Annotated in this window: 24 protein-coding genes and 10 tRNA genes; 18 read left to right on the top strand and 16 right to left on the bottom strand. The window is 58.1% G+C overall.

Annotation, left to right across the window (positions count from 1 at the left end; genetic code table 11):
• Positions 1-2 precede the first annotated feature (2 nt).
• From F8N12_RS02925 to thiO, 4 genes are read left to right on the top strand one after another with little or no spacing between them, the layout of a single operon-like run.
• Positions 3-467, top strand: a complete 465-nt coding sequence (locus tag F8N12_RS02925; RefSeq protein ID WP_412072128.1) for a PilX N-terminal domain-containing pilus assembly protein — start codon at positions 3-5, stop codon at positions 465-467.
• Entirely contained in the window at positions 454-3,582 is a 3,129-nt protein-coding gene (locus tag F8N12_RS02920; protein WP_150579090.1) for a pilus assembly protein, read from the top strand. Before F8N12_RS02925 ends, F8N12_RS02920 begins: the two co-directional genes overlap by 14 nt.
• Before the next feature lie 13 nt (positions 3,583-3,595).
• Entirely contained in the window at positions 3,596-3,994 is a 399-nt protein-coding gene (locus F8N12_RS02915; RefSeq protein WP_150579089.1) for a type IV pilin protein, read from the top strand.
• Positions 3,995-4,046: 52 nt separating this feature from the next.
• Complete coding sequence (gene thiO / locus F8N12_RS02910) at positions 4,047-5,147, top strand: glycine oxidase ThiO (RefSeq protein ID WP_150579088.1); 1,101 nt, start codon at positions 4,047-4,049, stop codon at positions 5,145-5,147.
• A 73-nt stretch (positions 5,148-5,220) separates the two neighbouring features.
• On the opposite strand, the gene F8N12_RS02905 is transcribed toward thiO, so the two are convergent.
• The 4 genes from F8N12_RS02905 to F8N12_RS02890 form a co-directional block, all read right to left on the bottom strand.
• Positions 5,221-6,558, bottom strand: coding sequence for a sigma-54-dependent transcriptional regulator (locus F8N12_RS02905; RefSeq protein WP_150579087.1), 1,338 nt, complete (start codon positions 6,556-6,558; stop codon positions 5,221-5,223).
• Complete coding sequence (locus F8N12_RS02900) at positions 6,555-8,144, bottom strand: sensor histidine kinase (RefSeq protein ID WP_150579086.1); 1,590 nt, start codon at positions 8,142-8,144, stop codon at positions 6,555-6,557. Before F8N12_RS02900 ends, F8N12_RS02905 begins: the two co-directional genes overlap by 4 nt.
• Positions 8,134-8,367 (bottom strand): PP0621 family protein, encoded by a 234-nt coding sequence (locus F8N12_RS02895; RefSeq protein ID WP_150579085.1) that lies wholly within the window; start codon positions 8,365-8,367, stop codon positions 8,134-8,136. The genes F8N12_RS02900 and F8N12_RS02895 overlap by 11 nt, the downstream gene beginning before the upstream one ends.
• 136 nt (positions 8,368-8,503) lie before the next feature.
• A complete protein-coding gene (locus tag F8N12_RS02890; RefSeq protein WP_150579084.1) occupies positions 8,504-9,526 on the bottom strand; it encodes an outer membrane protein assembly factor BamD in 1,023 nt (340 codons plus the stop codon).
• A 151-nt stretch (positions 9,527-9,677) separates the two neighbouring features.
• On the opposite strand from F8N12_RS02890, the gene rluD reads away from it, so the two are divergent.
• The 13 genes from rluD to F8N12_RS02825 all read left to right on the top strand — a co-directional run bounded on the left by rluD (position 9,678) and on the right by F8N12_RS02825 (position 15,546).
• Positions 9,678-10,640 carry a 23S rRNA pseudouridine(1911/1915/1917) synthase RluD gene (rluD, locus tag F8N12_RS02885; RefSeq protein ID WP_150579083.1) on the top strand — a complete coding sequence of 321 codons (963 nt, stop codon included), beginning with the start codon at positions 9,678-9,680 and terminating at the stop codon, positions 10,638-10,640.
• On the top strand, positions 10,637-11,362 hold the full coding sequence (gene pgeF, locus F8N12_RS02880; protein WP_150579082.1) for a peptidoglycan editing factor PgeF: 726 nt from the start codon (positions 10,637-10,639) through the stop codon (positions 11,360-11,362). The genes rluD and pgeF overlap by 4 nt, the downstream gene beginning before the upstream one ends.
• 130 nt (positions 11,363-11,492) lie before the next feature.
• Entirely contained in the window at positions 11,493-14,057 is a 2,565-nt protein-coding gene (gene clpB / locus F8N12_RS02875) for an ATP-dependent chaperone ClpB (protein ID WP_150579081.1), read from the top strand.
• Positions 14,058-14,372: 315 nt separating this feature from the next.
• A tRNA-Asn gene (locus tag F8N12_RS02870) sits at positions 14,373-14,448 on the top strand.
• 9 nt (positions 14,449-14,457) lie between these two features.
• A tRNA-Pro gene (locus F8N12_RS02865) sits at positions 14,458-14,534 on the top strand.
• 5 nt (positions 14,535-14,539) lie between these two features.
• Positions 14,540-14,615, top strand: a tRNA-Lys gene (locus F8N12_RS02860).
• Between the two features lie 95 nt (positions 14,616-14,710).
• A tRNA-Pro gene (locus F8N12_RS02855) sits at positions 14,711-14,787 on the top strand.
• A 5-nt stretch (positions 14,788-14,792) separates the two neighbouring features.
• A tRNA-Lys gene (locus F8N12_RS02850) sits at positions 14,793-14,868 on the top strand.
• A gap of 95 nt (positions 14,869-14,963) precedes the next feature.
• Positions 14,964-15,040 (top strand) — tRNA-Pro (locus F8N12_RS02845).
• Positions 15,041-15,045: 5 nt separating this feature from the next.
• A tRNA-Lys gene (locus F8N12_RS02840) sits at positions 15,046-15,121 on the top strand.
• Positions 15,122-15,216: 95 nt separating this feature from the next.
• Positions 15,217-15,293: transfer RNA gene (locus F8N12_RS02835), tRNA-Pro, on the top strand.
• A 5-nt stretch (positions 15,294-15,298) separates the two neighbouring features.
• Positions 15,299-15,374 (top strand) — tRNA-Lys (locus F8N12_RS02830).
• A 95-nt stretch (positions 15,375-15,469) separates the two neighbouring features.
• Positions 15,470-15,546: transfer RNA gene (locus tag F8N12_RS02825), tRNA-Pro, on the top strand.
• A 146-nt stretch (positions 15,547-15,692) separates the two neighbouring features.
• Here the strand turns inward: F8N12_RS02825 and F8N12_RS02820 are convergent.
• From F8N12_RS02820 to F8N12_RS02785, 8 genes are all read right to left on the bottom strand, one after another.
• Positions 15,693-16,091, bottom strand: a complete 399-nt coding sequence (locus F8N12_RS02820) for an EF-hand domain-containing protein (protein WP_150579080.1) — start codon at positions 16,089-16,091, stop codon at positions 15,693-15,695.
• 312 nt (positions 16,092-16,403) lie between these two features.
• Positions 16,404-17,702: an NAD(P)/FAD-dependent oxidoreductase gene (locus F8N12_RS02815; protein ID WP_150579079.1), complete on the bottom strand. Its 1,299-nt coding sequence runs from the start codon at positions 17,700-17,702 to the stop codon at positions 16,404-16,406.
• Between the two features lie 60 nt (positions 17,703-17,762).
• Positions 17,763-17,936, bottom strand: a complete 174-nt coding sequence (locus tag F8N12_RS02810) for a DUF3094 domain-containing protein (protein ID WP_033050735.1) — start codon at positions 17,934-17,936, stop codon at positions 17,763-17,765.
• Positions 17,937-17,987: 51 nt separating this feature from the next.
• Positions 17,988-18,515 carry an MOSC domain-containing protein gene (locus F8N12_RS02805; protein WP_150579078.1) on the bottom strand — a complete coding sequence of 176 codons (528 nt, stop codon included), beginning with the start codon at positions 18,513-18,515 and terminating at the stop codon, positions 17,988-17,990.
• Entirely contained in the window at positions 18,512-19,138 is a 627-nt protein-coding gene (locus F8N12_RS02800) for a DUF1780 domain-containing protein (protein ID WP_028623367.1), read from the bottom strand. The genes F8N12_RS02805 and F8N12_RS02800 overlap by 4 nt, the downstream gene beginning before the upstream one ends.
• A 45-nt stretch (positions 19,139-19,183) precedes the next feature.
• On the bottom strand, positions 19,184-20,467 hold the full coding sequence (dctM, locus tag F8N12_RS02795) for a C4-dicarboxylate TRAP transporter large permease protein DctM (RefSeq protein ID WP_150579077.1): 1,284 nt from the start codon (positions 20,465-20,467) through the stop codon (positions 19,184-19,186).
• Positions 20,464-21,096, bottom strand: coding sequence for a TRAP transporter small permease (locus F8N12_RS02790; RefSeq protein WP_150579076.1), 633 nt, complete (start codon positions 21,094-21,096; stop codon positions 20,464-20,466). Before F8N12_RS02790 ends, dctM begins: the two co-directional genes overlap by 4 nt.
• 71 nt (positions 21,097-21,167) lie before the next feature.
• Complete coding sequence (locus F8N12_RS02785) at positions 21,168-22,163, bottom strand: TRAP transporter substrate-binding protein (RefSeq protein WP_150579075.1); 996 nt, start codon at positions 22,161-22,163, stop codon at positions 21,168-21,170.
• Positions 22,164-22,376: 213 nt separating this feature from the next.
• Between F8N12_RS02785 and F8N12_RS02780 the strand changes: the two genes are divergently transcribed.
• On the top strand, positions 22,377-23,066 hold the full coding sequence (locus F8N12_RS02780) for an energy-coupling factor ABC transporter permease (protein ID WP_150579074.1): 690 nt from the start codon (positions 22,377-22,379) through the stop codon (positions 23,064-23,066).
• A 24-nt stretch (positions 23,067-23,090) separates the two neighbouring features.
• Here the strand turns inward: F8N12_RS02780 and yacG are convergent, their stop codons facing one another.
• Genes yacG through F8N12_RS02760 form a run of 4 tightly spaced genes read right to left on the bottom strand, consistent with a single transcriptional unit; the run spans position 23,091 to position 25,999 of the window.
• Complete coding sequence (gene yacG / locus F8N12_RS02775; protein WP_150579073.1) at positions 23,091-23,291, bottom strand: DNA gyrase inhibitor YacG; 201 nt, start codon at positions 23,289-23,291, stop codon at positions 23,091-23,093.
• Positions 23,288-23,911, bottom strand: a complete 624-nt coding sequence (coaE, locus tag F8N12_RS02770; protein WP_150579072.1) for a dephospho-CoA kinase — start codon at positions 23,909-23,911, stop codon at positions 23,288-23,290. The genes yacG and coaE overlap by 4 nt, the downstream gene beginning before the upstream one ends.
• Positions 23,908-24,780: a prepilin peptidase gene (locus tag F8N12_RS02765; protein ID WP_150579071.1), complete on the bottom strand. Its 873-nt coding sequence runs from the start codon at positions 24,778-24,780 to the stop codon at positions 23,908-23,910. Before F8N12_RS02765 ends, coaE begins: the two co-directional genes overlap by 4 nt.
• A gap of 1 nt (position 24,781) precedes the next feature.
• On the bottom strand, positions 24,782-25,999 hold the full coding sequence (locus F8N12_RS02760; RefSeq protein ID WP_150579070.1) for a type II secretion system F family protein: 1,218 nt from the start codon (positions 25,997-25,999) through the stop codon (positions 24,782-24,784).

Below are 25,999 nucleotides of genomic sequence, written 5' to 3'. Positions count from 1 at the left end.
AGATGAACAAATCTCCGGTGTCCCAGCGCGGTATGGCGTTACTGGTCAGCCTGGTTTTCCTGCTGCTACTGACGTTGATCGGTATTTCGTCAATGCAGAACGCCACCCTGCAAGAGAAAATGGCCGGCAGCGTAACGTTGCGCAATCAATCTTTTCAAATAGCTGAAGCGGCGCTGCGCATCGGTGAAAGCGCTGTTCAGCTGGAGACTTACAATTTGGCGCCGTGCAGCGGCAATCAATGCTTGCCACCAACCGATGCGCTGACATTGACCACCGCAGGCACCAGGTCAGGGATCACCTGGGTTGCGGCCGGCAGAGGTTTTTACGGTGTGCAAAACCTCGGTACTACGCTGAGCGCGGTGAATGTACCAAGCAACACCCCGGCGACGCTTTATCGGGTCACGGCAGTGGCAATCGTTGGCGACAACGTTCGTAGTGTGGTGGAGAGCGTCTATGCCAAATACTGAAGCGCGCGCCGGGTTACGCCAGTCGGTGTGCGGTGCGCTGCTGGGCTTGTATCTTGCGGCACCGGCCTACGCATTCACGCCGTCGGATTCACCGCTGTTGAGCGCGGCGGCCGTGCCGCCAAATGTGATGTTGCTGATCGATGACTCGGGAAGCATGAATAACATTATCTGGGACCCGGATTTCAAACCGGCTACCAACTACCCGCAAATCGCGTACTGCAACTCCAATACGTCCTGTTTTAGTGGTGTCGGCCTTGACATGACCGATACCAATGTCCAGTTATCCACCCTCAATCGAGGAGGATGCTCGACCGATACGCGAAATGGCAGATGGTACGGTTTTTACCGTGGTTTTTTGGGCTTGTCATCGGTTTGCATGAAGCTGCCGGATCCGGTGGGAAACGAAGCAACCCGGTACACGGCCAACTATCTTTCTTATTTGGTGAGCAGAGTTTCCGGGCAGGCTGATTTCACTAACAAGGTCATTCCCGATGAGGTGCGCCTCAGCGTTGCGCAGGACGTGTCGAAAAATCTGGTCGCCAGTAACCGCTCGTTGCGGATCGGCTTGGCGACATTCAACCCGCCGGCGAGCGGCAACTCCGGTCCGGGCGGTTATATTGCCCGCGCGATCAGTGATCTGTCTCCCGTCGGCAGCGTTACTCAGAATACGGCAAACACCAACTACAACAACCTCATAACCTCGATCGAAAGTCTTGGTGCAATCGCCAACACGCCTCTGGCAGAAGCCTATTACGAAATTACCCGTTACATGCGCGGAATGGCTCCGTACTACAACTCTTCGCCAAGTACCTACACCAGTCCGATTCAGTACCGTTGCCAGAAAAACTATGGCGTAGTGATTACCGATGGCTTGCCGACTTTTGACCGGACATACCCTACCAATGATCCGCAAGCCACAGCGCAAGGCGGGCCGAGATTGCCCAACTGGGACGGCAAAAATAACGACGGTGACAACCCCCTAGGTGGCGATGGCGAAGGGGATTCGCTTTTTCTGGACGACATCGCAAAGTTTGCATTCGACATCGACATGCGCAGTACTGGCAATGACGTGACTGACAAAAGCTGGAACAGCGGCGACTTTCCCAAACAGAACATGAATACTTACACCGTAGGTTTTACGGCTGCCAACGAAATGCTGTCCAGTGCGGCCGCTTACGGGCAGGGCAAGTACTACCAGGCGACTGACAGCGCCGGGCTTACCGCTGCACTATCATCAGCTCTGAGCGAAATTACCTCCAAGGCCGGTTCCGGCGGTGGCGGTACATCAAGCGGGCCGATTATCGACACAGGCTCAGCGTTCTATCAGACCGGCTACGACCCTAAGGACTGGCGCGGCACGATCAAATCGTTCGGCTTCACTTCCAGCAACACCGTCAACACCTCCGTCACTCTGTGGAACACCGACCAGACCATCGTGCCTGCAGCCCCGGCACCGGTCTACCAGTCCTGGCAGACTGTGGATAACGTCGTCGTGCCCCTGGTTTACGAGAGATTTTCCCCGGCACAAAGGGTCTCACTCAGCCAGAACGTGCCTAATGGACTCTCTGGCATTCAACTGGTCGAGTGGGCCAAAGGCACAAATATCACGGGTCTTAAATTCCGTGCCGCGCTGCTTGGCGACATCATTAATTCACCTCTGGTGCTGATATCTCCGACTGAAAAAACTGCTGCCGATCTGTCGGGTGACATGAGCTATACCGCCTATCTCGCAAAGAAATCCGCGAGTATGACCCCCGGGCTGGTCGTCAATGCCAACGATGGATTTGTCAGCGTCATCAATACCAAAGACGGCAGACGACGCTATGCGTACATGCCCTCAAGCGTGCTGCCTTCCTTGCGCTATATCGCCGATCCGTCATACATCAATGGTGTGAGCCACAAGTTTTTAGTGGACGGCCAGATCGGGGTATTCGACGCGAAGGTCGGTGCAACATGGAAAACACTGGCCATCGGTGGCACCGGGGCGGGGGGCAAAACGTTTTACGGGCTGCAGCTGTTTGACGGCTCTACGAACGATATAAATGCTGTGTGGGAAATCAGTGCTCCGGCTACGCCAACCCCTGCCAACGCCTTCAATGACCTGGGTTACGCCTATGCCCGACCAGAAGTGGCGCGCTTGCCCAATGGACGATGGGCCGCATTTATCTCCAACGGCTACGGTAGTCACTCTGGCGTAGCCGCGCTGTACGTTGTGGACGTTGCCAGTGGCGCGTTGATCAGGAAAATCGTCGTGGACAGCACCGAAACCAATAATGGGCTCTCGTCGGTGAAGCTCAGGGTCAATGCCTCGAATACTGTGGAAGCAGCTTATGCGGGGGATCTGAAAGGTCGTATGTGGAAATTTCAGTTCGCCGGCGAAGACTCCAACGGTTGGGGAGTGGCATTCGCAGGCAAGCCACTGTTTACCGCGCCCGCCACCTCGCTGGGCGCGACCCAGCCAATCACCGTACAGCCGTTGCTGGCGGACAACCCTGTTGGCGGCAAGATGGTGTTTTTCGGCACGGGAAAATTCAACGAAACAGCTGACAAGACAAACAAGGATCTGCAAGCGTTCTATGCAATTTGGGATGCCGAGGGTGGCTCGGGGCAAATCCCGATTTCCAGCTTGCAGGCTCAATCGGTTTCAGGGGTATTTTCCGGCAGCTCAGGCCAGTTCGTAACCGTCAGTCAGAACGACACGACGTATCCGGCCAAGAAAGGCTGGTACCTGCCGCTGGTGTATAACAACGCGCTGACCGGTGAAAGAGTGATCAACCAGGCCAGTTTGGTGTTGGGGCGGATCATTTTCACCACCGCCAGCGTGGACACCACCGATCCTTGCTCCAGCTTTGGCTCCGGCAAGCTGGTCGAACTCGACGCTTTCACCGGTAAGATGCTCAACTATGCGGTGCTCGATACCAACAACGATGGCGTCGTTGATAGCAATGACGCGATTTCCGCCGGTGTTGTCTTCAGCGGCGGGATCCCAACGCTGAATGCCATAGTCAACGGCGCATTGCGCAAAGTTGTTACGGATTCCAGTGGTGGCATTACTACGTTGATTGAAAAAGGTGGCGGCGGAAGTCGTCGCATCATGTGGCGACAAATACAGTAAGCGAGAGCTGAGCATGCGCAGAACCAACCGAGGCTTTACCCTGATCGAAATCCTGATTGTGGTGGCGATCATCGGCATCATCATCACCATCGGTTACCCCAGCCTCACTGAATACGTAAACAAGGGGCGACGGGCGGAAGTGGCAGGGCTGCTGTCCGAGCAGGCGCAGATTCTCGAGAGGTCTTATTCATTAAATAACGCCTACAGTGCTGCCGGACTCAGCGATGGCAATGAGTTCTACAAGATCACCCCGACTATCGAGGCCCAGAAGTTCCTGCTGATCGCAGAACGCAGAGCCGGCAAAGCCATGGCAGCGGACAAGTGCGGGAACTTCAGAATCAGCAACACCGGAGTCCGCGACATGGTCAATGCCAAGGCAGGCCTGGTGGCTAAAGACTGTTGGGGGCGCTGAATCTCTTCGGGGGCTCTTTGCGCCTCTGTCTATTTCCCGGTTGGATCAGAAAATGACCATGCAACAACAAGTGGTGATCGTCGGCGGTGGCGTAATCGGCCTGCTTACGGCGTTCAACCTCGCATCAGAGGTGGGCAGCGTGGTGCTGCTGGATCGTGCAAATGTCGGGCAGGAATCCTCTTGGGCGGGCGGCGGTATCGTTTCGCCGCTTTACCCGTGGCGCTATAGCCCGGCCGTTACCGCGTTAGCGCATTGGTCGCAGGATTTTTATCCACAGCTGGCCGAGCGTTTGTTTGCGGCGACCGGGGTTGATCCTGAAGTTCACACCACCGGCTTGTATTGGCTCGATCTGGATGACGAAGCCGAGGCGCTGGCATGGGCCAAACGGCAGAATCGCCCGCTGCGGGAGGTGGATATCTCAGCCGTTCATGATGCGGTGTCGGTCCTGGGCAGCGGATTTTCTCGCGCCATCTACATGGCTGACGTGGCCAATGTGCGCAATCCACGCTTGGTCAAATCTCTCAAGGCGGCGCTGCTGGCGCTGCCCAACGTGACGATTCACGAGCAATGCGAGGTCAACGGCTTCATTCGTGAAGGCAATGAAGTCGTCGGAGTGCAGACCAGTAGCGGCGACGTTGATGCCGATCAGGTTGTTTTGACCGCAGGCGCATGGAGCGGCGAGTTGCTCAAGATGCTCGGGCTCGAATTGCCGGTGGAGCCGGTAAAAGGGCAGATGATTCTGTACAAATGTGCCGCAGATTTCCTGCCGAGCATGGTGTTGGCCAAAGGTCGTTACGCCATTCCCCGGCGTGACGGTCACATCCTGATCGGCAGCACCCTGGAACACGAAGGTTTCGATAAGACGCCCACCCATTCCGCACTGGCAAGCCTGAAAGCCTCCGCAGTTGAATTGATCCCGGCATTGGCGGACGCCGAGGTGGTGGGGCACTGGGCAGGGTTGCGTCCGGGATCGCCGGAGGGCATCCCTTATATTGGTCAGGTGCCGGGCTTCGAGCGGTTATGGCTCAATTGCGGGCATTACCGAAATGGTCTGGTGCTGGCGCCGGCATCGTGTCAGTTGTTTGCCGATGTGATGCTGGGGAGGACGCCGATCATTGATCCGGCGCCGTATGCGCCGGATGGGCGTATTTGACAGAAAAGATCGCAGCCTGCGGCAGCTCCTACAGGGGGGGGGGCGTGCTGCGAAGGCTGCGATTTGTCAGGCGTCAGTCCAGGCCGAATTTTTTCAGCCGATAGCGCATGGATCTGAATGAAAGGTTCAAGCGCTGCGCCGCTGCCGTGCGGTTCCAGCGAGTTTCTTCCAGCGCTTGCAGGATCAGTTTGCGCTCGACGTTATCAAGATAATCTTCCAGATTATCGATTTGCTTCAGATCGGCTGCGCCGTTTTCAGCACTGCAATTGCCTTCCGCCAAGCGCAAATCGCTGGCTTCGATCTGCTGGTTTTCGCACAGGGTGTGAGCGCGCTCGAGCATGTTTTCCAGCTCTCGCACATTGCCCGGGAAGCGATAGCTTTTCAGCGCTTCAACGGCTTGCGGCAGCAGGATCGCTGCCGGTTGCCCGCTGACCGCAGCCAATCGTTTGAGCACATGATCGGCCAGTGACTCGATGTCGTCGCGGCGTTCACGCAACGAGGGCACGCGTAGTTCGATCACGTTGAGCCGATAGTACAAGTCCTGACGAAAACGTCCGGCGGCGACTTCCGCATCAAGGTCTTTGTGCGTGGCGCAGAGGATGCGCACATCCACCACGGTTTCATGTTGGCCGCCAACGCTGCGAACGGCTTTTTCCTGAATCGCTCGCAACAGTTTGACTTGCATGGCCAACGGCAAATCCGCCACTTCATCGAGAAACAGTGTCCCGCCTTGCGCGGCCTGAAACAGACCGGGCTTGTCTTCGATGGCGCCGCTGAAGCTGCCTTTGCGGTGGCCAAAAAACTCGCTTTCCATCAGTTCCGACGGGATCGCCCCGCAATTGACTGGAACGAACGGCTGAGTGGCGCGTGGCCCTTGATCGTGAATCAGGCGGGCAACCAGCTCCTTGCCGCTGCCGGATTCGCCGCTGATGTACACCGGGGCCTGGCTGCGGGCGAGTTTATCGATTTGTTTGCGCAGGTTGCGCATGGGCAACGAGTCACCGAGCAAGCGACGGTCGGTGACCACGCCGGGTGCCGGCATGCGCAGGGCACTGCTGACCAGTTCGCGCAATCGAGTGAGGTCTACGGGTTTGGTCAGAAAATCAAAAGCGCCGGCCTTGAGCGCATTGATCGCCGTTTCAAGGTTGCCATAGGCGGTGATCATGGCCACTGGCAGTTGCGGGTAGCGCTGTTGGATATGCTGTACCAGCTCAAGGCCGGTGCCGTCGGGCAGGCGCATGTCGGTCAGGCACAGGTCGAAGGTTGCGCGCTTGAGCAGGGCCTTGGCTTCCGCCAGGTTGCAGGCGCTTAACGTCTCGAGTTTCATCCGTCCCAGAGTAATTTCCAGGAGTTCGCGGATGTCCGGTTCGTCGTCGACGATGAGGACTTTCTGCCGTGGGCTTGTATTCAACTTTGTTTCCGTCCGTGAGCAAAAGTAATGCGAAAGCAACCGCCGCCTTGGCGTGGCTGGAAGTCTAGGCGCGCCTGATTGCTTTCGCACAGCTCACGGGAAAGATAAAGTCCCAGCCCCGTGCCTTGAGCGCTGGTGGTGTAAAAGGGCTCGAACAGATGCGCTTGCTGTTGCGGTGTTACGCCTGCGCCGTCGTCCCGAATTTCCATGATGGGTAACTGGCTGTCGGGATCGACGAACAGGTCCAGCCAGACCTGCGCCCGATCGTGCTCTTGAGCGCTATGGCGCCAGGCATTGCGCACCAGGTTATCGAGAATCTGCGTCAACTGGTTTGGGTCCATCAAGGTTCGCAGGTCTCCCGAGCCGATGTGCAGATGAATTTGCTGTCGATCGATTGCTCCTTCTCGGGTCTCCGCGACAAATTGCTCAAGCCACAGCTTCAAATCAAGCCGTTGCGGCTCGGTTTGCTGGCGGCGAGACAATTGCAGGACGTTTTCGATAACCCGGTTCATCCGTTGTGAATGGTCCTGAATTATTTGCGTGAGACGGCGATCGGCGCTGTTCAGTTCCTCCGACTCGCGCAACAACTGCGCTGCGTGACTGATGGCACCTAGCGGGTTGCGGATCTCGTGAGCGATGCCGGCGGCCAGGCGGCCAAGGCTGGCCAGTTTCAGTTGCTGAGCGTGCTGTGCAATCTGCGCGATGTCTTCCAGAAACACCAGCGTCTGCGGCGCAAAACTTTGGTCAAGGGCGATGAAACTGGGCTGTAGCTCGACCCCGTTAGCAGCGATCTTCACGCTCTGCGGGCGCAGGGTCGGGTTGTTGCGCCAGAGGTGCAGGCGTTCCACCAGATCGGGGGCGCAGTCCTCCAGCCGCTGGCCTTCAAGATGGTTCCTGCCCAATAACGAGAGGGCGCTATGGTTGGCCAGTTGCACTCGTCGCTGGTCATCGAGCACCAGGATGCCGGTGCGCATGCGTTGCAAAATCAACGCGTTCAGCGCTTCCAGCCCCATCACTTCACTGGCGCGCTGCTCAGCGAGGGTTTCGCTGACCTCCAGTCGCCGGACCAGCCCTTGCACCAGCAGCGCGGCGGCAAAACACAATGCGCCGAGCGTTCCGACCTGCAGGTAATCGTTGGGGCTGGCAACATGGCTGAGATTGAGCAAAAAGCTCAGCCCGACGATCCCGAGCGCACCGACGGCCGCAATCAGCAAACCGATTCGGCTGCGCAGCAGAGCATTGCTGATGGCCACGGAGACGATCAGCAGATTGCCCAGGGCGCTGGCAACGCCTCCAGCCGCATAGAACAGGCCGCACAACAGCAGAACGTCGACCAGCGCGAGGGTGAACAACTGCGTCGGCCGGCGGGTCTTTTCGAAGAACACCACCAGCACAATATTCAGGATCAGATACAGCCAGCTGCCCCCGCGCAATAAATCGTCGTTGGCGGACTTCAGCAACTGATTGTCCATGGTGCTGGAAATCAGCAGCACCAGAATGATGCCGACACTTAAACGGTATAGATGGTAAAGGCGCAGCAGACGCTGCGCCTGTTTGTCGCCGGGGCCGGGTGCCTCAGCGATCACTGGAGCCCGGGCCTTGCTCGAGGTGAGCCTGGCTGCAATACCACTGTTGTTGAACGCTCAGCGCGCGATCACGTGGCAGGTGCACGCCGCAGTGAGCGCAACGAACCATGGGTGCCGCGTCCTTCTCGGCGCTGGAGCGGGGGGTGGAGCTCGAGCCCTTGAATTTGCGCCATAACCATATCGCAGCGGCAATCAGGGCGATCCAGAACAGTAAACGAAGCATGGTGAGCTGCTTTATGACGAGTGATTGCGCAGTTTAGCCAAGGACATCCCCAGCGCACAGCTCAATCATTCACTGGTAAAAACCGGCAATAAAAAAGGAGCCTCGCAAGGCTCCTTTTTGGGCATAACACGGTGTGTCAGTCGAACACGCCAAAGGTCATGTAGCTGAACCACGAGCGGTCGCTGTTGTTGGCCTCCGACTCTTGTTCCTCTTCTTCCAGCACGTCGCCGTTTTCATCGCGCGGCTTGAGTTCGTCAGGAATGGCATCCCTGGCGTCCTGGAATTGCTTCTGCACGTCCTGGTTGGCACGGGTTTCACCCGGTGGCAGCGGTGGGCGCGACTCGATCAGGCCCAACGTCGCCTTGCTCAACCACGAACGGTTGTCGGCTTCGTCGCGAGACGGCACGAACTTGCCGTCATCCAGGCTTGGGTGATCCGGGTAGTTCAGCTTCAGGGTTTCCAGGCTGGTGGCCGCCAGGTCGTCCAGGTGCAGGCGCTGGTAGGCCTCGGTCATCACTGCCAGGCCGTCACCGACCGCAGGCGTTTCCTGAAAGTTTTCCACCACGTAACGACCGCGGTTCGCAGCGGCGACATAGGCCTGACGGGTCAGGTAATAGTCGGCGACGTGAATCTCGTAAGCCGCCAGCAGGTTGCGCAGATAAATCATGCGCTGCTTGGCGTCAGGCGAGTAGCGGCTGTTCGGGAAGCGGCTGGTCAGCTGCGCGAACTCATTGTAGGAGTCGCGAGCAGCGCCCGGGTCACGCTTGGTCATGTCCAGCGGCAGGAAACGCGACAGCAGGCCGACGTCCTGGTCGAAAGACGTCAGGCCCTTGAGGTAATACGCGTAATCCACGTTCGGATGCTGAGGGTGCAAACGAATGAAACGCTCGGCGGCGGACTTCGCAGCCTCAGGCTCGGCGTTTTTATAGTTGGCGTAAATGAGCTCGAGTTGAGCCTGGTCAGCATAGCGTCCGAACGGATAACGCGACTCCAGCGCCTTCAGCTTGGCTGTGGCGGCGGTGTAGCTGTTGTTGTCCAGATCGCGCTGAGCCTGCTGGTACAGCTCGACCTCGCTCAGGTTTTCGTCGACGACTTCCTTCGATGAGCAAGCAGCGGTCAATGCGAGGATGGCGATCAGCAGCAGGTGTTTCACTTGCATGGCGGCTTGCGTCCCTATGACGGCCGCTGTCTTGGGCGGGGCCGTCCTGTTATGATGAGCGCCCCGTTGAATAGCCTCGGGGCAAAAGACGCCGTATTTAACCACAAGCGCGCAGCCGAAACCAAAAGCTGTGCCGACGCCTAGTCCGAGCATGTCCGATAAAATTGAACTTCGCGCAGAGGTGCCGTCCGAATTGGGCGGCCAACGCCTCGATCAAGTCGCCGCACAATTATTCGCTGAGCACTCGCGCTCGCGCCTTTCCGCCTGGATCAAAGAAGGCCGCCTGACTGTGGATGGGACGGTAATCCGCCCGCGAGACATCGTCCACGGTGGCGCCATTCTTGAGCTGATTGCCGAGCAGGAAGCTCAGGGCGAATGGATCGCTCAGGACATCGAACTGGACATCGTCTATGAAGATGACGACATCCTGGTGATCAACAAACCTGCGGGTCTGGTGGTTCACCCGGCTGCCGGTCACGCCGATGGCACCTTGCTTAACGCCTTGCTGCACCACGTGCCCGACATCATCAATGTGCCACGCGCCGGCATTGTGCACCGTCTGGACAAGGACACCACCGGTCTGATGGTGGTGGCCAAGACCATTCAAGCGCAGACGCAGCTGGTTACACAGTTGCAGAGCCGTAGCGTCAGTCGCATTTATGAATGCATCGTGATCGGCGTCGTGACGGCGGGTGGCAAGATCAACGCGCCGATCGGTCGTCATGGCCAGCAACGCCAGCGCATGGCGGTGATGGAGGGCGGCAAGCAAGCGGTCAGCCACTATCGGGTACTCGAACGTTTTCGCTCTCACACGCACGTGCGGGTGAAGCTGGAAACCGGACGCACGCACCAGATTCGTGTGCACATGTCTCACATCAACTTCCCGTTGGTCGGAGACCCTGCCTACGGCGGTCGTTTCCGCATCCCGCCGGCGGCCAGTGTGACCATGGTCGAATCGTTGAAGGCGTTCCCGCGTCAGGCACTGCACGCGCGGTTCCTCGAGCTCGATCACCCGACGACCGGTAAGCGCATGAGCTGGGAATCGCCTCTTCCTGACGATTTTGTCTGGTTATTGACCCTGCTCAAGCAAGACCGCGAGGCGTTCATCGGATGAGTGACTGGCTGATCCCCGACTGGCCAGCGCCTGCCGCGGTGAAAGCTTGTGTAACCACCCGTGCGGGCGGCGTCAGTCTGGCGCCGTTCGACAGCCTCAATCTTGGTGATCATGTCGACGACAGCCCTGAGGCGGTCGCCGAAAATCGCCGTCGCCTCACTGATCAATTGTCCATCCGCCCTGCCTGGTTGAAGCAGGTCCACGGCATCGCCGTAGCGCACGCTGATCCCGGTGTCGTGGCCACTGCCGATGCCAGCTGGACGGCTACGCCCGGTATTGCCTGCACAGCAATGACCGCCGATTGTCTGCCTGCGTTGTTTTGCGATCGTGCCGGTACTCGCGTAGCAGCGGCTCATGCCGGCTGGCGCGGACTGGCGGCCGGGGTGCTCGAAGCCACCCTCGATTCGCTCGCCGTTGCGCCTGAAGAAGTGCTGGTCTGGCTCGGTCCGGCCATTGGCCCGCAAGCTTTTGAAGTCGGCCCGGAAGTGCGCGAAACCTTTATCGAGCAACTGCCTGAAGCGGTCGAAGCCTTCATGCCGAGTCAGAACGTCGGCAAGTTCATGGCGGACATCTATAAGCTGGCACGTTTACGTCTGGCCGCTCGCGGTGTCACTGCGGTTTATGGCGGCGGTTTCTGCACCGTGAGCGATCCGCGCTTCTTTTCTTACCGCCGCGCGCAACGCACGGGTCGGTTTGCCTCTCTCGTTTGGCTGGAACGCTAGACTCCCTTGATCTGCATCAACTGAACGACGCTTGAAACTCCCAGAATCGACCGCATCTACAGTGGTATCTGGCAGGTTTCTTCATTCAGGATGTTTTACAGGTCCGGCCTGCTCAAAAGGAAGGTGACCCATGCGTATAGACCGTTTAACCAGCAAATTGCAGTTAGCTCTATCCGATGCCCAGTCTCTGGCCGTCGGCCTCGACCATCCCGCCATTGAGCCGGCACACTTGATGCAAGCCATGCTTGAACAACAGGGTGGTTCGATTAAACCGCTGTTGATGCAGGTGGGCTTCGACGTCAACAGCCTGCGCAAAGAGCTGACCAAAGAGCTCGACCAACTGCCGAAAATCCAGAACCCGACCGGCGATGTGAACATGTCGCAGGATCTGGCGCGACTGCTCAATCAGGCCGACCGTCTGGCACAGCAGAAGGGCGACCAGTTCATCTCCAGCGAGCTGGTGTTGCTCGCCGCTATGGACGAAAACAGCAAGCTCGGCAAACTGTTGCTCGGCCAGGGCGTCAGCAAGAAAGCCCTGGAAAATGCCATCAACAACCTGCGTGGTGGCGAGGCGGTCAATGACGCCAACCACGAAGAGTCGCGCCAGGCGCTGGACAAATACACCGTCGACCTGACCAAGCGCGCCGAAGAAGGCAAGCTTGATCCGGTGATCGGTCGTGACGACGAAATTCGCCGGACCATTCAGGTGCTGCAACGCCGCACCAAGAACAACCCGGTGCTGATCGGTGAGCCTGGTGTCGGTAAAACCGCAATTGCCGAAGGTCTGGCGCAGCGCATCATCAATGGTGAAGTGCCGGACGGCCTCAAAGGCAAGCGGCTGTTGTCGCTGGACATGGGCTCGCTGATTGCCGGCGCCAAGTACCGAGGCGAATTTGAAGAACGCCTCAAATCCCTGCTCAACGAGCTGTCGAAGCAGGAAGGCCAGATCATTCTGTTCATCGACGAGCTGCACACCATGGTCGGCGCCGGTAAAGGCGAAGGTTCGATGGACGCGGGCAACATGCTCAAGCCGGCACTGGCCCGTGGCGAGCTGCACTGCGTTGGCGCAACCACTTTGAACGAGTACCGCCAATATATAGAGAAAGACGCCGCACTCGAGCGTCGCTTCCAGAAAGTATTGGTGGAAGAGCCGAGTGAAGAAGACACCATCGCGATCCTGCGCGGCCTGAAAGAGCGCTATGAAGTTCACCACAAGGTGGCGATCACCGACGGGGCAATCATCGCTGCGGCCAAGCTCAGTCATCGCTACATCACAGACCGCCAGTTGCCGGACAAAGCGATCGACCTGATCGATGAGGCGGCCAGCCGCATTCGCATGGAAATCGACTCCAAGCCGGAAGTGCTCGATCGTCTGGAGCGGCGCCTGATTCAACTGAAAGTGGAATCCCAGGCGCTGAAGAAGGAAAGTGACGACGCGGCGAAGAAACGTCTGGAAAAACTTCAGGAAGAAATTGCCCGTCTTGAGCGTGAGTATTCCGACCTGGAAGAAATCTGGAACTCGGAAAAAGCTGAAGTTCAGGGCTCGGCCCAGATTCAGCAGAAAATCGAGCAGTCCCGTCAGGAACTGGAGGCCGCGCGGCGCAAAGGCGACCTGAACCGTATGGCCGAGCTGCAATATGGGGTGATCCCGGATCTGGAGCGCAGCCTGCAGATGGTCGACCAGCACGGCAAAAGCGAAAACCAGTTGCTGCGCAGCAAGGTGACCGAGGAAGAGATCGCTGAAGTCGTGTCGAAGTGGACCGGCATTCCAGTGTCGAAAATGCTCGAGGGCGAGCGCGACAAGCTGATGAAGATGGAAAGTCTGTTGCACAAGCGCGTCATCGGTCAGGACGAGGCGGTCATTGCGGTATCCAATGCAGTGCGGCGTTCGCGGGCCGGGTTGTCCGACCCTAATCGTCCGAGCGGTTCGTTCATGTTCCTCGGCCCGACCGGTGTCGGTAAAACCGAGCTGTGCAAGGCGCTGGCTGAATTCCTCTTCGATACCGAAGAGGCGATGGTACGAATCGACATGTCCGAGTTCATGGAAAAACATTCCGTGGCTCGATTGATCGGCGCGCCACCAGGCTATGTGGGCTATGAAGAAGGCGGTTACCTGACCGAGGCGGTGCGTCGCAAGCCTTATTCGGTGATCCTCCTGGATGAGGTCGAGAAGGCCCACCCGGACGTCTTCAACATCCTGCTTCAGGTGTTGGAAGATGGTCGTCTGACCGACAGCCATGGTCGTACGGTGGACTTCAAGAACACCGTGATTGTCATGACCTCCAACCTCGGCTCGGCGCAGATCCAGGAACTGGTCGGTGATCGTGAAGCGCAGCGTGCGGCGGTGATGGACGCAATTTCCACGCACTTCCGGCCTGAGTTCATTAACCGCGTGGACGAGGTGGTAATCTTCGAGCCATTGGCGCGGGATCAGATCGCCGGCATTACCGAGATTCAGTTGGGCCGTCTGCGCAGTCGCCTGACCGAGCGGGAGTTGAAGCTGGAACTCAGCCCGGAGGCCATGGACAAGTTGATCGCCGTCGGTTACGACCCGGTCTACGGTGCCCGGCCGCTGAAGCGAGCGATCCAGCGCTGGATCGAAAACCCGCTGGCGCAGCTGATTCTGTCGGGGCATTTCATGCCCGGCGACACTGCAAAAGGTGTGGTGGAAAGCGACGAGATCGTTTTCGTCTGACCCTGGCTGGCTGGAAAACACAAGAGGCCCCGCATTGCGGGGCCTTTTTTTCGTCAGGTTGTTGAACTGAAAGGAAAAGGCTTGTAAAGTGCGCCCCGCAGTACGTCGCCTGAAAGGGTTTTTGCTCCCCAAGCAGAAATCTGAAATAAGTTGCAAATCATTAACTTGAAAGCAATTTAAGGGGTTGACAGAGGTGCTTAAGATTGTAGAATAGCGCGCCTCAGACACACGAACGCAGCGATGCGAACGGGTCGAAGAGATGCAGCAAAAGCTTCAATTTGTAAATGTGATACCAGTAGCATTGAAATATGTAGTTCCGTGATAGCTCAGTCGGTAGAGCAAATGACTGTTAATCATTGGGTCCCAGGTTCGAGTCCTGGTCACGGAGCCAATTTCAAACCGGGGTATAGCGCAGTCCGGTAGCGCGCCTGCTTTGGGAGCAGGATGTCAGGAGTTCGAATCCCCTTACCCCGACCATTTTTGGGTCGTTAGCTCAGTTGGTAGAGCAGTTGGCTTTTAACCAATTGGTCGTAGGTTCGAATCCCACACGACCCACCATTTTTGAAACCAGTTAACGCTGGAATCAGATCTTAAGATCAGACGCCAAAAGCTCTGTTCGCAGAAGGCGCCTTTTAAAGGTGCCTTTTTTTTACCGGGGTATAGCGCAGTCCGGTAGCGCGCCTGCTTTGGGAGCAGGATGTCAGGAGTTCGAATCCCCTTACCCCGACCATTTTTGGGTCGTTAGCTCAGTTGGTAGAGCAGTTGGCTTTTAACCAATTGGTCGTAGGTTCGAATCCCACACGACCCACCATTTTTGAAACCAGTTAACGCTGGAATCAGATCTTAAGATCAGACGCCAAAAGCTCTGTTCGCAGAAGGCGCCTTTTAAAGGTGCCTTTTTTTTACCGGGGTATAGCGCAGTCCGGTAGCGCGCCTGCTTTGGGAGCAGGATGTCAGGAGTTCGAATCCCCTTACCCCGACCATTTTTGGGTCGTTAGCTCAGTTGGTAGAGCAGTTGGCTTTTAACCAATTGGTCGTAGGTTCGAATCCCACACGACCCACCATTTTTGAAACCAGTTAACGCTGGAATCAGATCTTAAGATCAGACGCCAAAAGCTCTGTTCGCAGAAGGCGCCTTTTAAAGGTGCCTTTTTTTTACCGGGGTATAGCGCAGTCCGGTAGCGCGCCTGCTTTGGGAGCAGGATGTCAGGAGTTCGAATCCCCTTACCCCGACCATTTTTGGGTCGTTAGCTCAGTTGGTAGAGCAGTTGGCTTTTAACCAATTGGTCGTAGGTTCGAATCCCACACGACCCACCATTTTTGAAACCAGTTAACGCTGGAATCAGATCTTAAGATCAGACGCCAAAAGCTCTGTTCGCAGAAGGCGCCTTTTAAAGGTGCCTTTTTTTTACCGGGGTATAGCGCAGTCCGGTAGCGCGCCTGCTTTGGGAGCAGGATGTCAGGAGTTCGAATCCCCTTACCCCGACCATATTAAAAATCCTCGTATCGAAAGATACGGGGATTTTTTTTGCCTGCCGATAAGCTCATCGCCTCAGGTCGACTAATTGCAGTCGAATCGTGGGCGCAAAAAAGCCGCGCTGCCACATAGGCTCACGCGGCCTGGAGCCATGAAGTTCAGGCGCCGTCCTGATCTTTCAGATGCTCGAACAGACCTTTAGGCATTTTCTTGCCATTGGCTTCGAAGTTGGCCTTCACGTTGTCATAGGCTTCTTGCTCGTCGATGAAGCCGTCATGGTTGGTGTCGATTTTAGCGAAATCGGACTTCGGCGCGACTTTCTCGAATTCGGCGCGAGACACCTTGCCGTCGCCATCGGAGTCGGTTTTGGCCATCGATTCATCACCACACTTGCCTTCACCGCATTTGCCTTCAGGGGTTTTCACCACCTGGTCTGCAGAGGCCAGCAGATAACCTTGAGACAAAGGCTGCGCGGCGAATACGGAGCCGGTTAACATCATGCCGCCGGCCAGCACTGCGCCGAGCAAACCGATAGCGTTTTTAGGGGTACGGGACATTTGAATTCTCCTGGGTTGCACGACACAACCATTCGATAAAGGACGCCACGCAAGTGCGGCGATACCCGTAGCGGGCGGGGTGCCTTGCTCGGGTGTGGCCATTTAGCGGCGGCGGTGTATCGCTACTGTGTCGAGGGAGAAGAGGTTTGTAAGCGAAGGGATGAAACGGCGGGGGAGATACAGTGGGAAACAGAATTGATTTTCTGAAGAAAACGATTGTAGGAGCAAAGCTTGCTCGCGATGCAGACAGCGCGGTCATTCAGATGCACCGCGCCGAGGCTATCGCGAGCAAGCTTGCTACAGCAGGTGGTGTCAGTGCAGCTTGAGCCTTGGCTCGGTTCCGCGCCCGATCTTGCTGCCCAGCATCAACATCGCCGTTCGAAACGCGCCGTACAACGCCATCTGGTGCATGCGGTACAGCGACACGTAAAACATCCGCGCCAGCCAGCCCTCGAGCATCACGCTGCCAGTCAGGTTACCCATCAAGTTACCCACAGCCGAAAAGCGCGACAGCGAAATCAGCGAGCCGTAATCGGTGTATTTGTATTCCGGCAGCGCTTTGCTTTCGATGCGCAATTTCAAGGATTTCGCCAGCAACGACGCCTGTTGATGTGCAGCCTGGGCCCGCGGCGGCACGTTGCGATCGGTGCCCGGTTGCGGGCACGCCGCGCAGTCGCCAAACGCGAAGATGTTCTCGTCGCGAGTGGTTTGCAGAGTCGGCAGCACTTGCAGTTGATTGATGCGGTTGGTTTCCAGGCCATCAATGTCCTTGAGGAAACCCGGCGCGCGAATTCCCGCCGCCCAGACTTTCAGGCTGGCGTTGATCACTTTGCCATCGGCGGTGATCAGGCTATCCGCCGTCACTTCGCTGACCGCTGCGTTGGTCATGACATTCACCCCGAGTTTCTCCAGGGTTTTATGCACAGGCCCGCCGATACGCTCCGGCAGGGCAGGCAGCACCCTTGGCCCGGCTTCGATCAGGGTAATGTGCATGTTTTCCGGTTTGATCCGGTCCAGCCCGTACGCCGCCAGTTCATGCGCGGCATTGTGCAGCTCGGCAGCCAGTTCGACGCCCGTGGCGCCGGCGCCCACGATGGCAACGCTGATTTGCTCGACCTTGTCGGTTTGTCCGGCATGGGCGCGCAAGTAATGATTGAGCAACTGCTGATGGAAGCGTTCGGCCTGCTTGCGCGTGTCGAGAAACAAACAATGCTGCGCCGCGCCTTGAGTGCCGAAATCATTGGTGGTACTGCCGACCGCGATCACCAGCGAGTCGTAACCCACTTCACGTGCCGGCACCAGTTCCAGTCCGGCTTCGTCATAGGTGGCGGCCAGCTGGATTTTCTTCTGCGCGCGGTCGAGCCCGCTCATGCGCCCCAGCTGGAACTCGAAGTGGTTCCATTTCGCCTGGGCAACATAGTTGAGTTCGTCTTCGGAGGAGTTCAGAGAACCGGCCGCCACTTCGTGCAACAACGGTTTCCAGATGTGAGTCAGGTTAGCGTCAACCAGCATTACGCTGGCCGTACCGCGCTTGCCCAGAGTCTTACCCAGACGGGTAGCCAACTCCAGACCGCCGGCGCCGCCGCCAACGATGACAATACGATGAGTCATGGGGATATCTCGCAAGGCTAAAAGAAATCGGTGCAGTTACCCGAGCGAGCGCGAAGCGGCTCATAGCGTGAGATAACTGATAAATCGGCTCAACAGGCCTAGACCAATGGTCACTGCGACGACCAGCACCAGGAGCATCCACGGCCGGAAAGGCCGGCGCTCGACTTGGTGCTGTGCCAATTGCAGGTACTCTTCGACATGCTTCTGGTCGTCCGGGTTCAGGCGGCTGGTCATATTGGCCTCGTCAGGTAGACGTTACTGAATGTGAAGAAGCTACAGCGGTTTTTATCGTACGTTGAACGGAGCATAGCCGGTGTCCGGAATCGGCTCGACGCTCACCGCGTCTTCCAGGCGAATGATCCCGCTTTGCAACACCCGGGCAGTGATTCCGCCATGGCCGCGCACAGCCTGAAAAGTCCCCGGGCCGAGGTTGTTCTGCAAACGCGCGCAGGGCTGACACCAACCGGTGGTTTCGAAAATCGCCTGGCCGATTCTGAAGCGCCGGCCCTTGAGGCTGAACAGGTTGATGCCGCTGACGACGATGTTGCGGCGCAAGTCCGCAGGCGTTACCGGATGTTCATCGGCACGCCCGAGCAGCGAACTGATCACAGCCAGATGTTCCCACTGAATCAGCGTCACCTGCCGCGCATTGCGCACGCCGGGGCGCGCGCGATCACCGGTCAGCCCTGCTTCGAGGCGCGCTTCCACTGCGTCCAGTTCGATCATTGGCGCGTGCCGTTCCGGGCGCACACCGATCCAGCGAACACGACCTTGTTGCGGCACTTCGGCGATCAATTCCTGCAAGGGCGTCACAGGCTTATCCCGACATCGAAGACGATGCTGCGCCCCAGATTGCTGCGCAGGAAATCCGGCGCATCCGGGTGGGCGAATAACACCCGGGCGAACGTCGGACCGACCAGCGACAACGAGCGCCAGCCCTGACGCAGGTATTCGGTGGGCGGCGGGAAATGGCTGTTGAGGTCGAGCACTTCGCGCTTGAGACTGGCGAAAGCAATGATGTCCAGCTCTCCCAGGTCCATTCCGCGTTCTTTGTAGTTATGAGCTTTTTTGCGCAAGGTGGGTGCCAGCCTCAAAAGGAATTCATTGGCCGGGATGCGTTTGGGCTTGGCCTCGCGGCGCACCAACTGGCTGAGGGAAAACGCGCTGCGTCGGCGTTGCAGTTCATCGCGCCACTCGTCATTGAGGCGCCGACCTTCGTCGAGGACGAAGAACACTTCAAAACTGGCATCGCGAAACAGCACGTCCGGCGGCTCGCCGGCGGGGGCGAACTCGTCGACGCGATAGGGAATGTTCAGCCCCTGCAAGAGGCGCTGACACACCCACCGCTCCCGCTCCCATTTGCGGGCATTGGAAAGGAACGCGTTGGCTTGCTCGGCCGCAATGGTCAGCAGGCGTAAGTAATCTGAATCATCCATAGACCCAAGCTTAGCGTTCAAATGCGTCGTAATGGTAACGCTCTGTCACGTCATTCCCAGCCAGTTCGGCAGCGCCAGGGAAATCCACGGTACGTAGGTAATCAAAATCAGGAACAGCAGCAGGATGATCAGCCACGGCATGGCCGCACGGATGATGGCGCCCAGCGACATGCCGGTAACTGCCGACGTAACAAACAGATTGAGCCCCACGGGCGGCGTTATCAGACCGATCTCCAGGTTGACCACCATGATGATGCCAAGGTGAATCGGATCGATCCCCAGCTCCATGGCAATCGGAAACAGGATGGGCGCCAGGATCAGGATGATCGCCGACGGTTCCATGAACGCGCCCGCGATCAGCAGCACGATGTTGACCACCAGCAGGAAAGTCACCGGTGTCAGGCCCGCAGCTATGACCCAGGCCGTGATTGTTTGCGGTATTTGTTCGGTAGTCAGGACATGAGCGAAGAGCATGGCGTTGGCAATGATGAACATCAGCATGATGCTCAGCTTCGCCGATTCGAGCAGCACTTTGGGCGTCTCGCGAAACGTCATGTCCTTGTAGACGAACAGGGCCACGAACGCCGAGTAGACCGCCGCCACGGCCGCTGCTTCGGTCGGGGTGAACATCCCGGAGTAGATGCCGCCGAGGATGATCACCATCAGCAACAGGCCCCAGATTGCCTTGCGCGCGGCCGTCAGCCATTCACGGATCGTCGCCCTCGGCATGGCCGGCAGGTTTTTCCTGACCGCGACCACATAGATGGCAATCATCAGAAATGTGCCCAGCAGCAACCCGGGTACCACGCCGGCCATGAACAGTTTGCCGACCGAGGTTTCCGTCGCCGCCGCATAAACCACCATCACGATAGAGGGTGGAATGAGAATGCCCAGCGTGCCGGCGTTACAGACAATACCGGCGCCAAACGCCTGTGGATATCCGGAACGAACCATGCCCGCGATGGCGATCGAGCCCACCGCTGCCACTGTCGCAGGGCTGGAGCCGGACAGCGCGGCGAACAGCATGCACGCCAGCACTGCCGCAATGGCCAGACCGCCCCGGATATGACCGACGCAGGCGTTGGCGAAGTCGATCAAACGCCGCGCCACGCCGCCCGTGGTCATGAAGGCGCCGGCCAGCAGGAAGAACGGAATCGCCAGCAGCGTGTAGTGCTCGGACGTCTCGAACAGCTTGATGGCCAGCGAGCGCACGGAGTCGGGGCTGAACATCAGGATGGTCAGCGATCCGGCCAGTCCCAGGGAAATGGCAATCGGCACGCCGATGAACATCAGTACGAACAGCGCCAGAAAGAGGAAGAGAATGGTCATTTACGGTCATCCTCATGCTCGGTCAGTTTCAACACGTCTGCGGCTTCATCGGCCAGACCCAGTCCGGTCTGGCGATTTTGCACGATGCGCACGAAGATCTCGGCAAAGCGGATGAATACGAGGGCAAAACCCACAGGAACAATCAGCCCGATGTGCCACTGCATGATGCCGTAATGGCCCAGGTCCTCGGCGCCGATACCGGCGATGAACAGGGTTTGAATCCATTCAAAACTGGCAATGCTGAGCAATCCTGCGTAGCCAAGGCAGCACAGGCAGGCAATGATGCCGATGTAACGCTGCACCGGCTTGCTCGCCAGTTTCACCAGCGCATCAACGCCAATATGACCGGCAGTGCGCACACCGTACGACAAGCCGAAAAAAATCAGCCAGGCGAACAGGGCCTTGGTCATCGAAATACTCCAGGTCATCGCCTGCGCCATGCCCATGATGCTGTCGCCAACGGCGAACAGCGGCTCACTGGCGCTCGGCCAGGCGTCGGCGAGGCTGTAAAACACGCCATAGAGATTGTTCACGATGACGTAAACGAAGGTCACCAGCGTCATCGCTGCCAGCAGGAAAACAATGAAGCCTTCTTCGAAATGTTCCCAGGTGCGCCGCAAGGCATTCATGAGTGGCATCTCCCGATCGAGTGACGACTGTGAACGAGCGGCCGCCCGTGAAGGCGGCGCTCACGGGCAGATTACTGAGCCTGATTAGCGGCGTCGGCGGCCTTGATCAGGTCAGCGCCGATTGGCGCTTCGAACTTCGCCCACACCGGTTTCATCGCTTCACGCCATTTGCCGCGCTGCTCTGGAGTCAGTGTGATGATCTCGGTGGTTTTAGCAGTGAGGATGTTCTTTTTGGCGTCCTGGTTCAGCTTTTCGGCGTCCTTGTTAACCTGCGCCGTCACCTCGACGATGATCTTGTCCAGTTCGGTTTTCACATCCGCCGGCAGGCCACTCCAGAACTTGGTGTTGGTGATCAACATGTAGTCGAGCAAGCCGTGGTCGGTTTCGGTGATGAATTTCTGCACCTCGTGCATCTTCTGGCTGTAGATGTTCGAGTAAGGGTTTTCCGCGCCATTCACCACGCCAGTCTGCAGGCCCTGGTACACCTCGGCGAAGCTCATTTTGCGCGGGTTGGCGCGCACTGCCTTGAACTGCTCTTCGAGTACGGCGGAGGCTTGTACGCGGAACTTCAGGCCTCGCGCATCGGCGGGTTCACGCAGTGCCTTGTTGGCGGACAATTGCTTCATGCCGTTGTGCCAGTACGCCAGGCCCGTGATGTTCTTGCCCTCCATCGACTTCAGCAGATTCTGTCCTTCAGGGCTGAGCTGAAAGCGGTCGACTGCAGCAATGTCGTTGAACAGAAACGGCAGGTCGAACAGCTGCAACTTCGGCGTGTATTGCTCGAACTTTGCCAGTGACGGCGCAATCAGCTGCACATCGCCTGACAGCAGTGCCTCCATTTCCTTGCCATCACCGAACAACGAAGAGTTGGGATAAACATCGACCCGGACTTTGCCCGCCAGACGCTCTTCAACGAGCTTTTTGAACATCAGCGCGCCCTGACCCTTGGGCGTTTGCTCGGCCACTACGTGGGAGAACTTGATGATGATCGGATCGGCTGCCAGCGCCAGACCGGACGCCCCCAGCGCCAATACACAGGCCGCTGCCTTGCAAAAAGACTTGAGCATTCACATGTTCCTCTTGTTGTTTTGTCGTGTCGTTTATTCCAAAACGCACGGTGGACAGGAAGAGTCTAGGCAATAAATCCATTCGCGTCGGTGGGATGCGTTACTTAATGCCACCGGGAACCCCGGTGTAGACTGAAAGTGATCCTCAGGGGCACTCTGCAATCCGGGGCGACCTCCCGGTGGTATTGGCCCATGTGCCGGAGACCTGTAGCCATGATCGGCGCCGAATTGTTATCACCGCAGAGCCTCACAGTGGGGTGGCTGATCTATGCGCCGGTATTGCTGTGGGCCGTCTGCCGAGTCCCGTGGGTGGAATTGTTCGCCGACAGCCGACGTCAGCATCTGTTGTTCGGCACAGTGTTTGCGCTGTTCATGCTGTGGCTGGTGCGGCGGGATTTCGATACCGGCGTGTCATATCATTTTCTAGGCATGACGGCGGTGACGCTACTGCTCGATTGGCCGCTGGCGATTGTCGGCGGGCTGGTCGCGCAGGTGGGGTTGATGCTGCTGGGGCGCCAGGACCTGGCGGCGATGGGGGTGAATGGCGCATTGCTGATTTTGCTGCCGGTGCTGGTGACTGAGTGCTGCGCGATCCTGGTTGAGCGCGCGCAACCGCGAAATCCCTTTGTGTATATCTTCGTTTCTGGTTTCTTCGCGGCGGCGGTCTCGGCGTTGTTGTGCCTGCTGCTGGCCCTGTGGTTGCTGTGGTCCGACGGACGATTCGCCATGCCGTACTGGCTGGAGGATTTTGTCGGTTACCTGTGGTTGATCATTTTTCCGGAGGCGTTCATCAACGGGATGGTGGTCAGCGCGCTGGTAGTGTTCAGCCCTGAGTGGCTGGAGACTTTCAACCGCACGCGCTACCTGTCTGCGCCGTGGAAGGATGAAGACCCGAAATCCTGATCAATGACGAGGTCAATGACGAGGTCAATGACGCGGTTCGAAGTCTTCGCTGAACAGATCGTCCTCGGCGTCCGGGCTGACCGGGATCTTGTGCTCTTCCGACGCCCAGGCGCCCAGGTCGATCAGTTTGCAACGGTCGGAACAGAAAGGCCGATACGTGCTGTCGGCGCTCCATTCGACAGGGGCGCCACAGGTTGGGCAGTTGACGGTTGGGGTTTGGCTCATGACTGGCCTCCACGCAAAGTAAGGTAAAAGTGATGCAGGCGCTCGACCTCGCTGTGCAGCCAGGCGAGGTCGCGGTCGTTGACTACCACATCGTCGGCATGGCTCACGCGATCCTGACGGCTGGACTGCGCCTTGAGGATCGCCTGGACCTGTTGCTCGCTGGTCTGGTCACGCTGCAAGGTACGATCGATCTGCAATTGTTCGGGAGCGTCAATCACCAGTACGCGCTGGGTCATGCTGTACTGGCCGGACTCGATCAGCAGCGGCGAAACCAGAATCGCGTAAGGCGATTGTGCCTTGCCCAGATGGTCGACGATCTCTTCAGCGATCAGCGGGTGCAGCAGGGCTTCGAGCCACAAGCGTTTTTCCGGGACCTCGAAGATCAGCTTGCGCAGGGCCGCGCGGTCCAGTTGGCCATTGCCTTGCAGCACGCCGGGACCAAAATGTTCGGCGATTTTTGCCAGCGCCGGACGGCCCGGCTCGACCACCCAGCGCGCCGCATGATCGGCGTCCACCACGTGCACGCCAAGGCTCATGAAGTGCTCGGCCGCCGCACTTTTGCCGCTGCCGATGCCGCCGGTGAGGCCGAGAATCCAGGGTTTTTTCTCAGGGGGTTTCATTGCAAACCGACAAACTGCCAATAGAAGGTGGTTATTTGACCACCCCAGAGCAAGGCAATCCAGCCGGCAATGGCCAGATAAGGACCAAAAGGGATCGGCGTCGAGGTTTGCGCGTTACGCAGGCGCAGCATGACAAGGCCAATCACGGCACCCACCAGCGAGGACAAAAGCAGCGTCAGCGGCAAAATCTGCCAGCCGCCCCAGGCGCCTAACATCGCTAACAGCTTGAAATCACCATGGCCCATGCCGTCCTTGCCGGTGATCAGCTTGAACAGCCAGAACACCGACCACAGCGAAAGGTAGCCAGCCACTGCTCCCCACAAGGCTTCATTCAGCGGCACGAACAGCCCGAAACTGTTGACGATCAGACCGAGCCACAGCAGCGGCAGTACCAGCACATCCGGCAGCAATTGATGCTCGGCGTCGATCAGGCTCATCGCCAACAGACCCCAAGTCAACAGGAGCACCATCACCGCCGGCCAGCCAAAACCGAAATGCCAGGCAACAATCCCCGACAGCACGCCGCAGACCAGTTCGGTCAGCGGGTAACGCTGGCTGATGGGAGCCGCGCACTTCGCACAACGGCCGCGTAAAAACAGATAGCTGAGCACCGGGATGTTTTCCCATGCGCGGATACGATGCTCGCAATGCGGGCACTGGGAGTGCGGGAGCAGCAGGTTATAGGTCGGCAGCCCCGGTTCACCAGGCAAGTCGAGAATGTCGAGTGCTTGCTGGCGCCACTCGCGCGCGAGCATTTTTGGCAGGCGCCAGGTCACCACGTTAAGGAAGCTGCCGACCAGCAGGCCAAGGATGCAGGCAATAACGATAAAGGCCAGCGGATAGACAGTCAGGAGTTCATTCAAAGGCATGTCAGATCGCTGAGCCGAGTTGGAAGATAGGCAGGTACATCGCAACCACCAGGCCGCCGACGATGACGCCAAGGACAACCATGATGAAGGGCTCCATCAGGCTGGTGAGGTTGTCGACCATGTTATCCACTTCGGCCTCGTAGAAACTGGCGACCTTGTCGAGCATGTCGTCCAGTGCCCCGGATTCTTCGCCAATGGCCGTCATCTGAATCGCCATGTTGGGAAAGATCCCCGAGGTGCGCATGGAAAAATTCAGCTGCATGCCCGTCGACACATCCTGCTTGATGCGCAACACCGCGCGTTTGAAGACGACATTGCCGGTGGCGCCCGCTACCGATTCCAGCGCCTCCACCAGCGGCACGCCGGCCGCAAACGTGGTCGAGAGGGTGCGGGCGTAACGCGCCACGGCGGACTTGTACATCAGCGTGCCCACCAGCGGCAGCTTCAGCAGCCAGGTGTCGGTGCGGTCCCTGAAGCCTTGTGATTTCTTGAAGGCATGCCGCACGCCGTAGATCGCCGCGATCAGCAGGCCGAGGATGATCCACCACCATTCCTGAAGGAATTCCGACAGACGAATGACCATCACGGTGAAGCCCGGCAGTTCCGCCCCAAAACCTTTGAATACCGATTCAAACTGCGGCACCACCTTGACCAGCAGAATACCGGTCACGATGATCGCCACGAACACCACCGCCGCCGGGTAGGTCATGGCCTTCTTGATCTTGGCCTTGAGCGCTTCGCTTTTTTCTTTATAAGTGGCCACGCGCTCCAGCAGAGTATCGAGCGCACCTGCCTGTTCGCCGGCGTCGACGAGGTTGCAGTAGAGCTCATCGAAATATTGCGGATTTTTGCGCAGGGCGGCGGCGAAGCTGTTACCCGCCGCGACTTCCTGTTTGACCTCGTCGACCAGTTTGCGCATGGCCGGGTTGTCGAAGCCTTCGCCAATAATGTCGAACGACTGCAACAGCGGCACGCCGGCCTTCATCATGGTCGCCATCTGCCGGGTGAACAAAGCGATGTCCTGCGGCTTGATGCGTTTGCCGAAGTTCAGGATCGACGCGGATTTCTTGCGCACCTTGCCCGGGTTGATGCCCTGCTTGCGCAGCTGCGCCTTGATCAGCGCCGGGCTCTGGCCGGTGAGCTCGCCAGCCATTTTCGTGCCTTTCTTGTCCGTACCTTCCCAGCTGTAAACACTGACTTTTACTGCTTTGACCGCCAT

Source organism: Pseudomonas fluorescens, assembly GCF_902497625.1.
Lineage (GTDB): Bacteria > Pseudomonadota > Gammaproteobacteria > Pseudomonadales > Pseudomonadaceae > Aquipseudomonas > Aquipseudomonas fluorescens_BQ.
This window is presented reverse-complemented; position numbering and strand designations above follow the sequence as displayed.

Excerpts from the sequence above, each read along its gene's own strand:
- F8N12_RS02925 (WP_412072128.1), top strand. The coding sequence starts at position 3 with ATGAACAAATCTCCGGTGTCCCAGCGCGGTATGGCGTTACTGGTCAGC.
- F8N12_RS02920 (WP_150579090.1), top strand. The coding sequence starts at position 454 with ATGCCAAATACTGAAGCGCGCGCCGGGTTACGCCAGTCGGTGTGCGGT.
- F8N12_RS02915 (WP_150579089.1), top strand. The coding sequence starts at position 3,596 with ATGCGCAGAACCAACCGAGGCTTTACCCTGATCGAAATCCTGATTGTG.
- thiO (WP_150579088.1), top strand. The coding sequence starts at position 4,047 with ATGACCATGCAACAACAAGTGGTGATCGTCGGCGGTGGCGTAATCGGC.
- F8N12_RS02895 (WP_150579085.1), bottom strand. The coding sequence starts at position 8,367 with ATGCTTCGTTTACTGTTCTGGATCGCCCTGATTGCCGCTGCGATATGG.
- F8N12_RS02890 (WP_150579084.1), bottom strand. The coding sequence starts at position 9,526 with ATGCAAGTGAAACACCTGCTGCTGATCGCCATCCTCGCATTGACCGCT.
- rluD (WP_150579083.1), top strand. The coding sequence starts at position 9,678 with ATGTCCGATAAAATTGAACTTCGCGCAGAGGTGCCGTCCGAATTGGGC.
- pgeF (WP_150579082.1), top strand. The coding sequence starts at position 10,637 with ATGAGTGACTGGCTGATCCCCGACTGGCCAGCGCCTGCCGCGGTGAAA.
- clpB (WP_150579081.1), top strand. The coding sequence starts at position 11,493 with ATGCGTATAGACCGTTTAACCAGCAAATTGCAGTTAGCTCTATCCGAT.
- F8N12_RS02820 (WP_150579080.1), bottom strand. The coding sequence starts at position 16,091 with ATGTCCCGTACCCCTAAAAACGCTATCGGTTTGCTCGGCGCAGTGCTG.
- F8N12_RS02815 (WP_150579079.1), bottom strand. The coding sequence starts at position 17,702 with ATGACTCATCGTATTGTCATCGTTGGCGGCGGCGCCGGCGGTCTGGAG.
- F8N12_RS02810 (WP_033050735.1), bottom strand. The coding sequence starts at position 17,936 with ATGACCAGCCGCCTGAACCCGGACGACCAGAAGCATGTCGAAGAGTAC.
- F8N12_RS02800 (WP_028623367.1), bottom strand. The coding sequence starts at position 19,138 with ATGGATGATTCAGATTACTTACGCCTGCTGACCATTGCGGCCGAGCAA.
- dctM (WP_150579077.1), bottom strand. The coding sequence starts at position 20,467 with ATGACCATTCTCTTCCTCTTTCTGGCGCTGTTCGTACTGATGTTCATC.
- F8N12_RS02790 (WP_150579076.1), bottom strand. The coding sequence starts at position 21,096 with ATGAATGCCTTGCGGCGCACCTGGGAACATTTCGAAGAAGGCTTCATT.
- F8N12_RS02785 (WP_150579075.1), bottom strand. The coding sequence starts at position 22,163 with ATGCTCAAGTCTTTTTGCAAGGCAGCGGCCTGTGTATTGGCGCTGGGG.
- F8N12_RS02780 (WP_150579074.1), top strand. The coding sequence starts at position 22,377 with ATGATCGGCGCCGAATTGTTATCACCGCAGAGCCTCACAGTGGGGTGG.
- yacG (WP_150579073.1), bottom strand. The coding sequence starts at position 23,291 with ATGAGCCAAACCCCAACCGTCAACTGCCCAACCTGTGGCGCCCCTGTC.
- coaE (WP_150579072.1), bottom strand. The coding sequence starts at position 23,911 with ATGAAACCCCCTGAGAAAAAACCCTGGATTCTCGGCCTCACCGGCGGC.
- F8N12_RS02765 (WP_150579071.1), bottom strand. The coding sequence starts at position 24,780 with ATGCCTTTGAATGAACTCCTGACTGTCTATCCGCTGGCCTTTATCGTT.
- F8N12_RS02760 (WP_150579070.1), bottom strand. The coding sequence starts at position 25,999 with ATGGCGGTCAAAGCAGTAAAAGTCAGTGTTTACAGCTGGGAAGGTACG.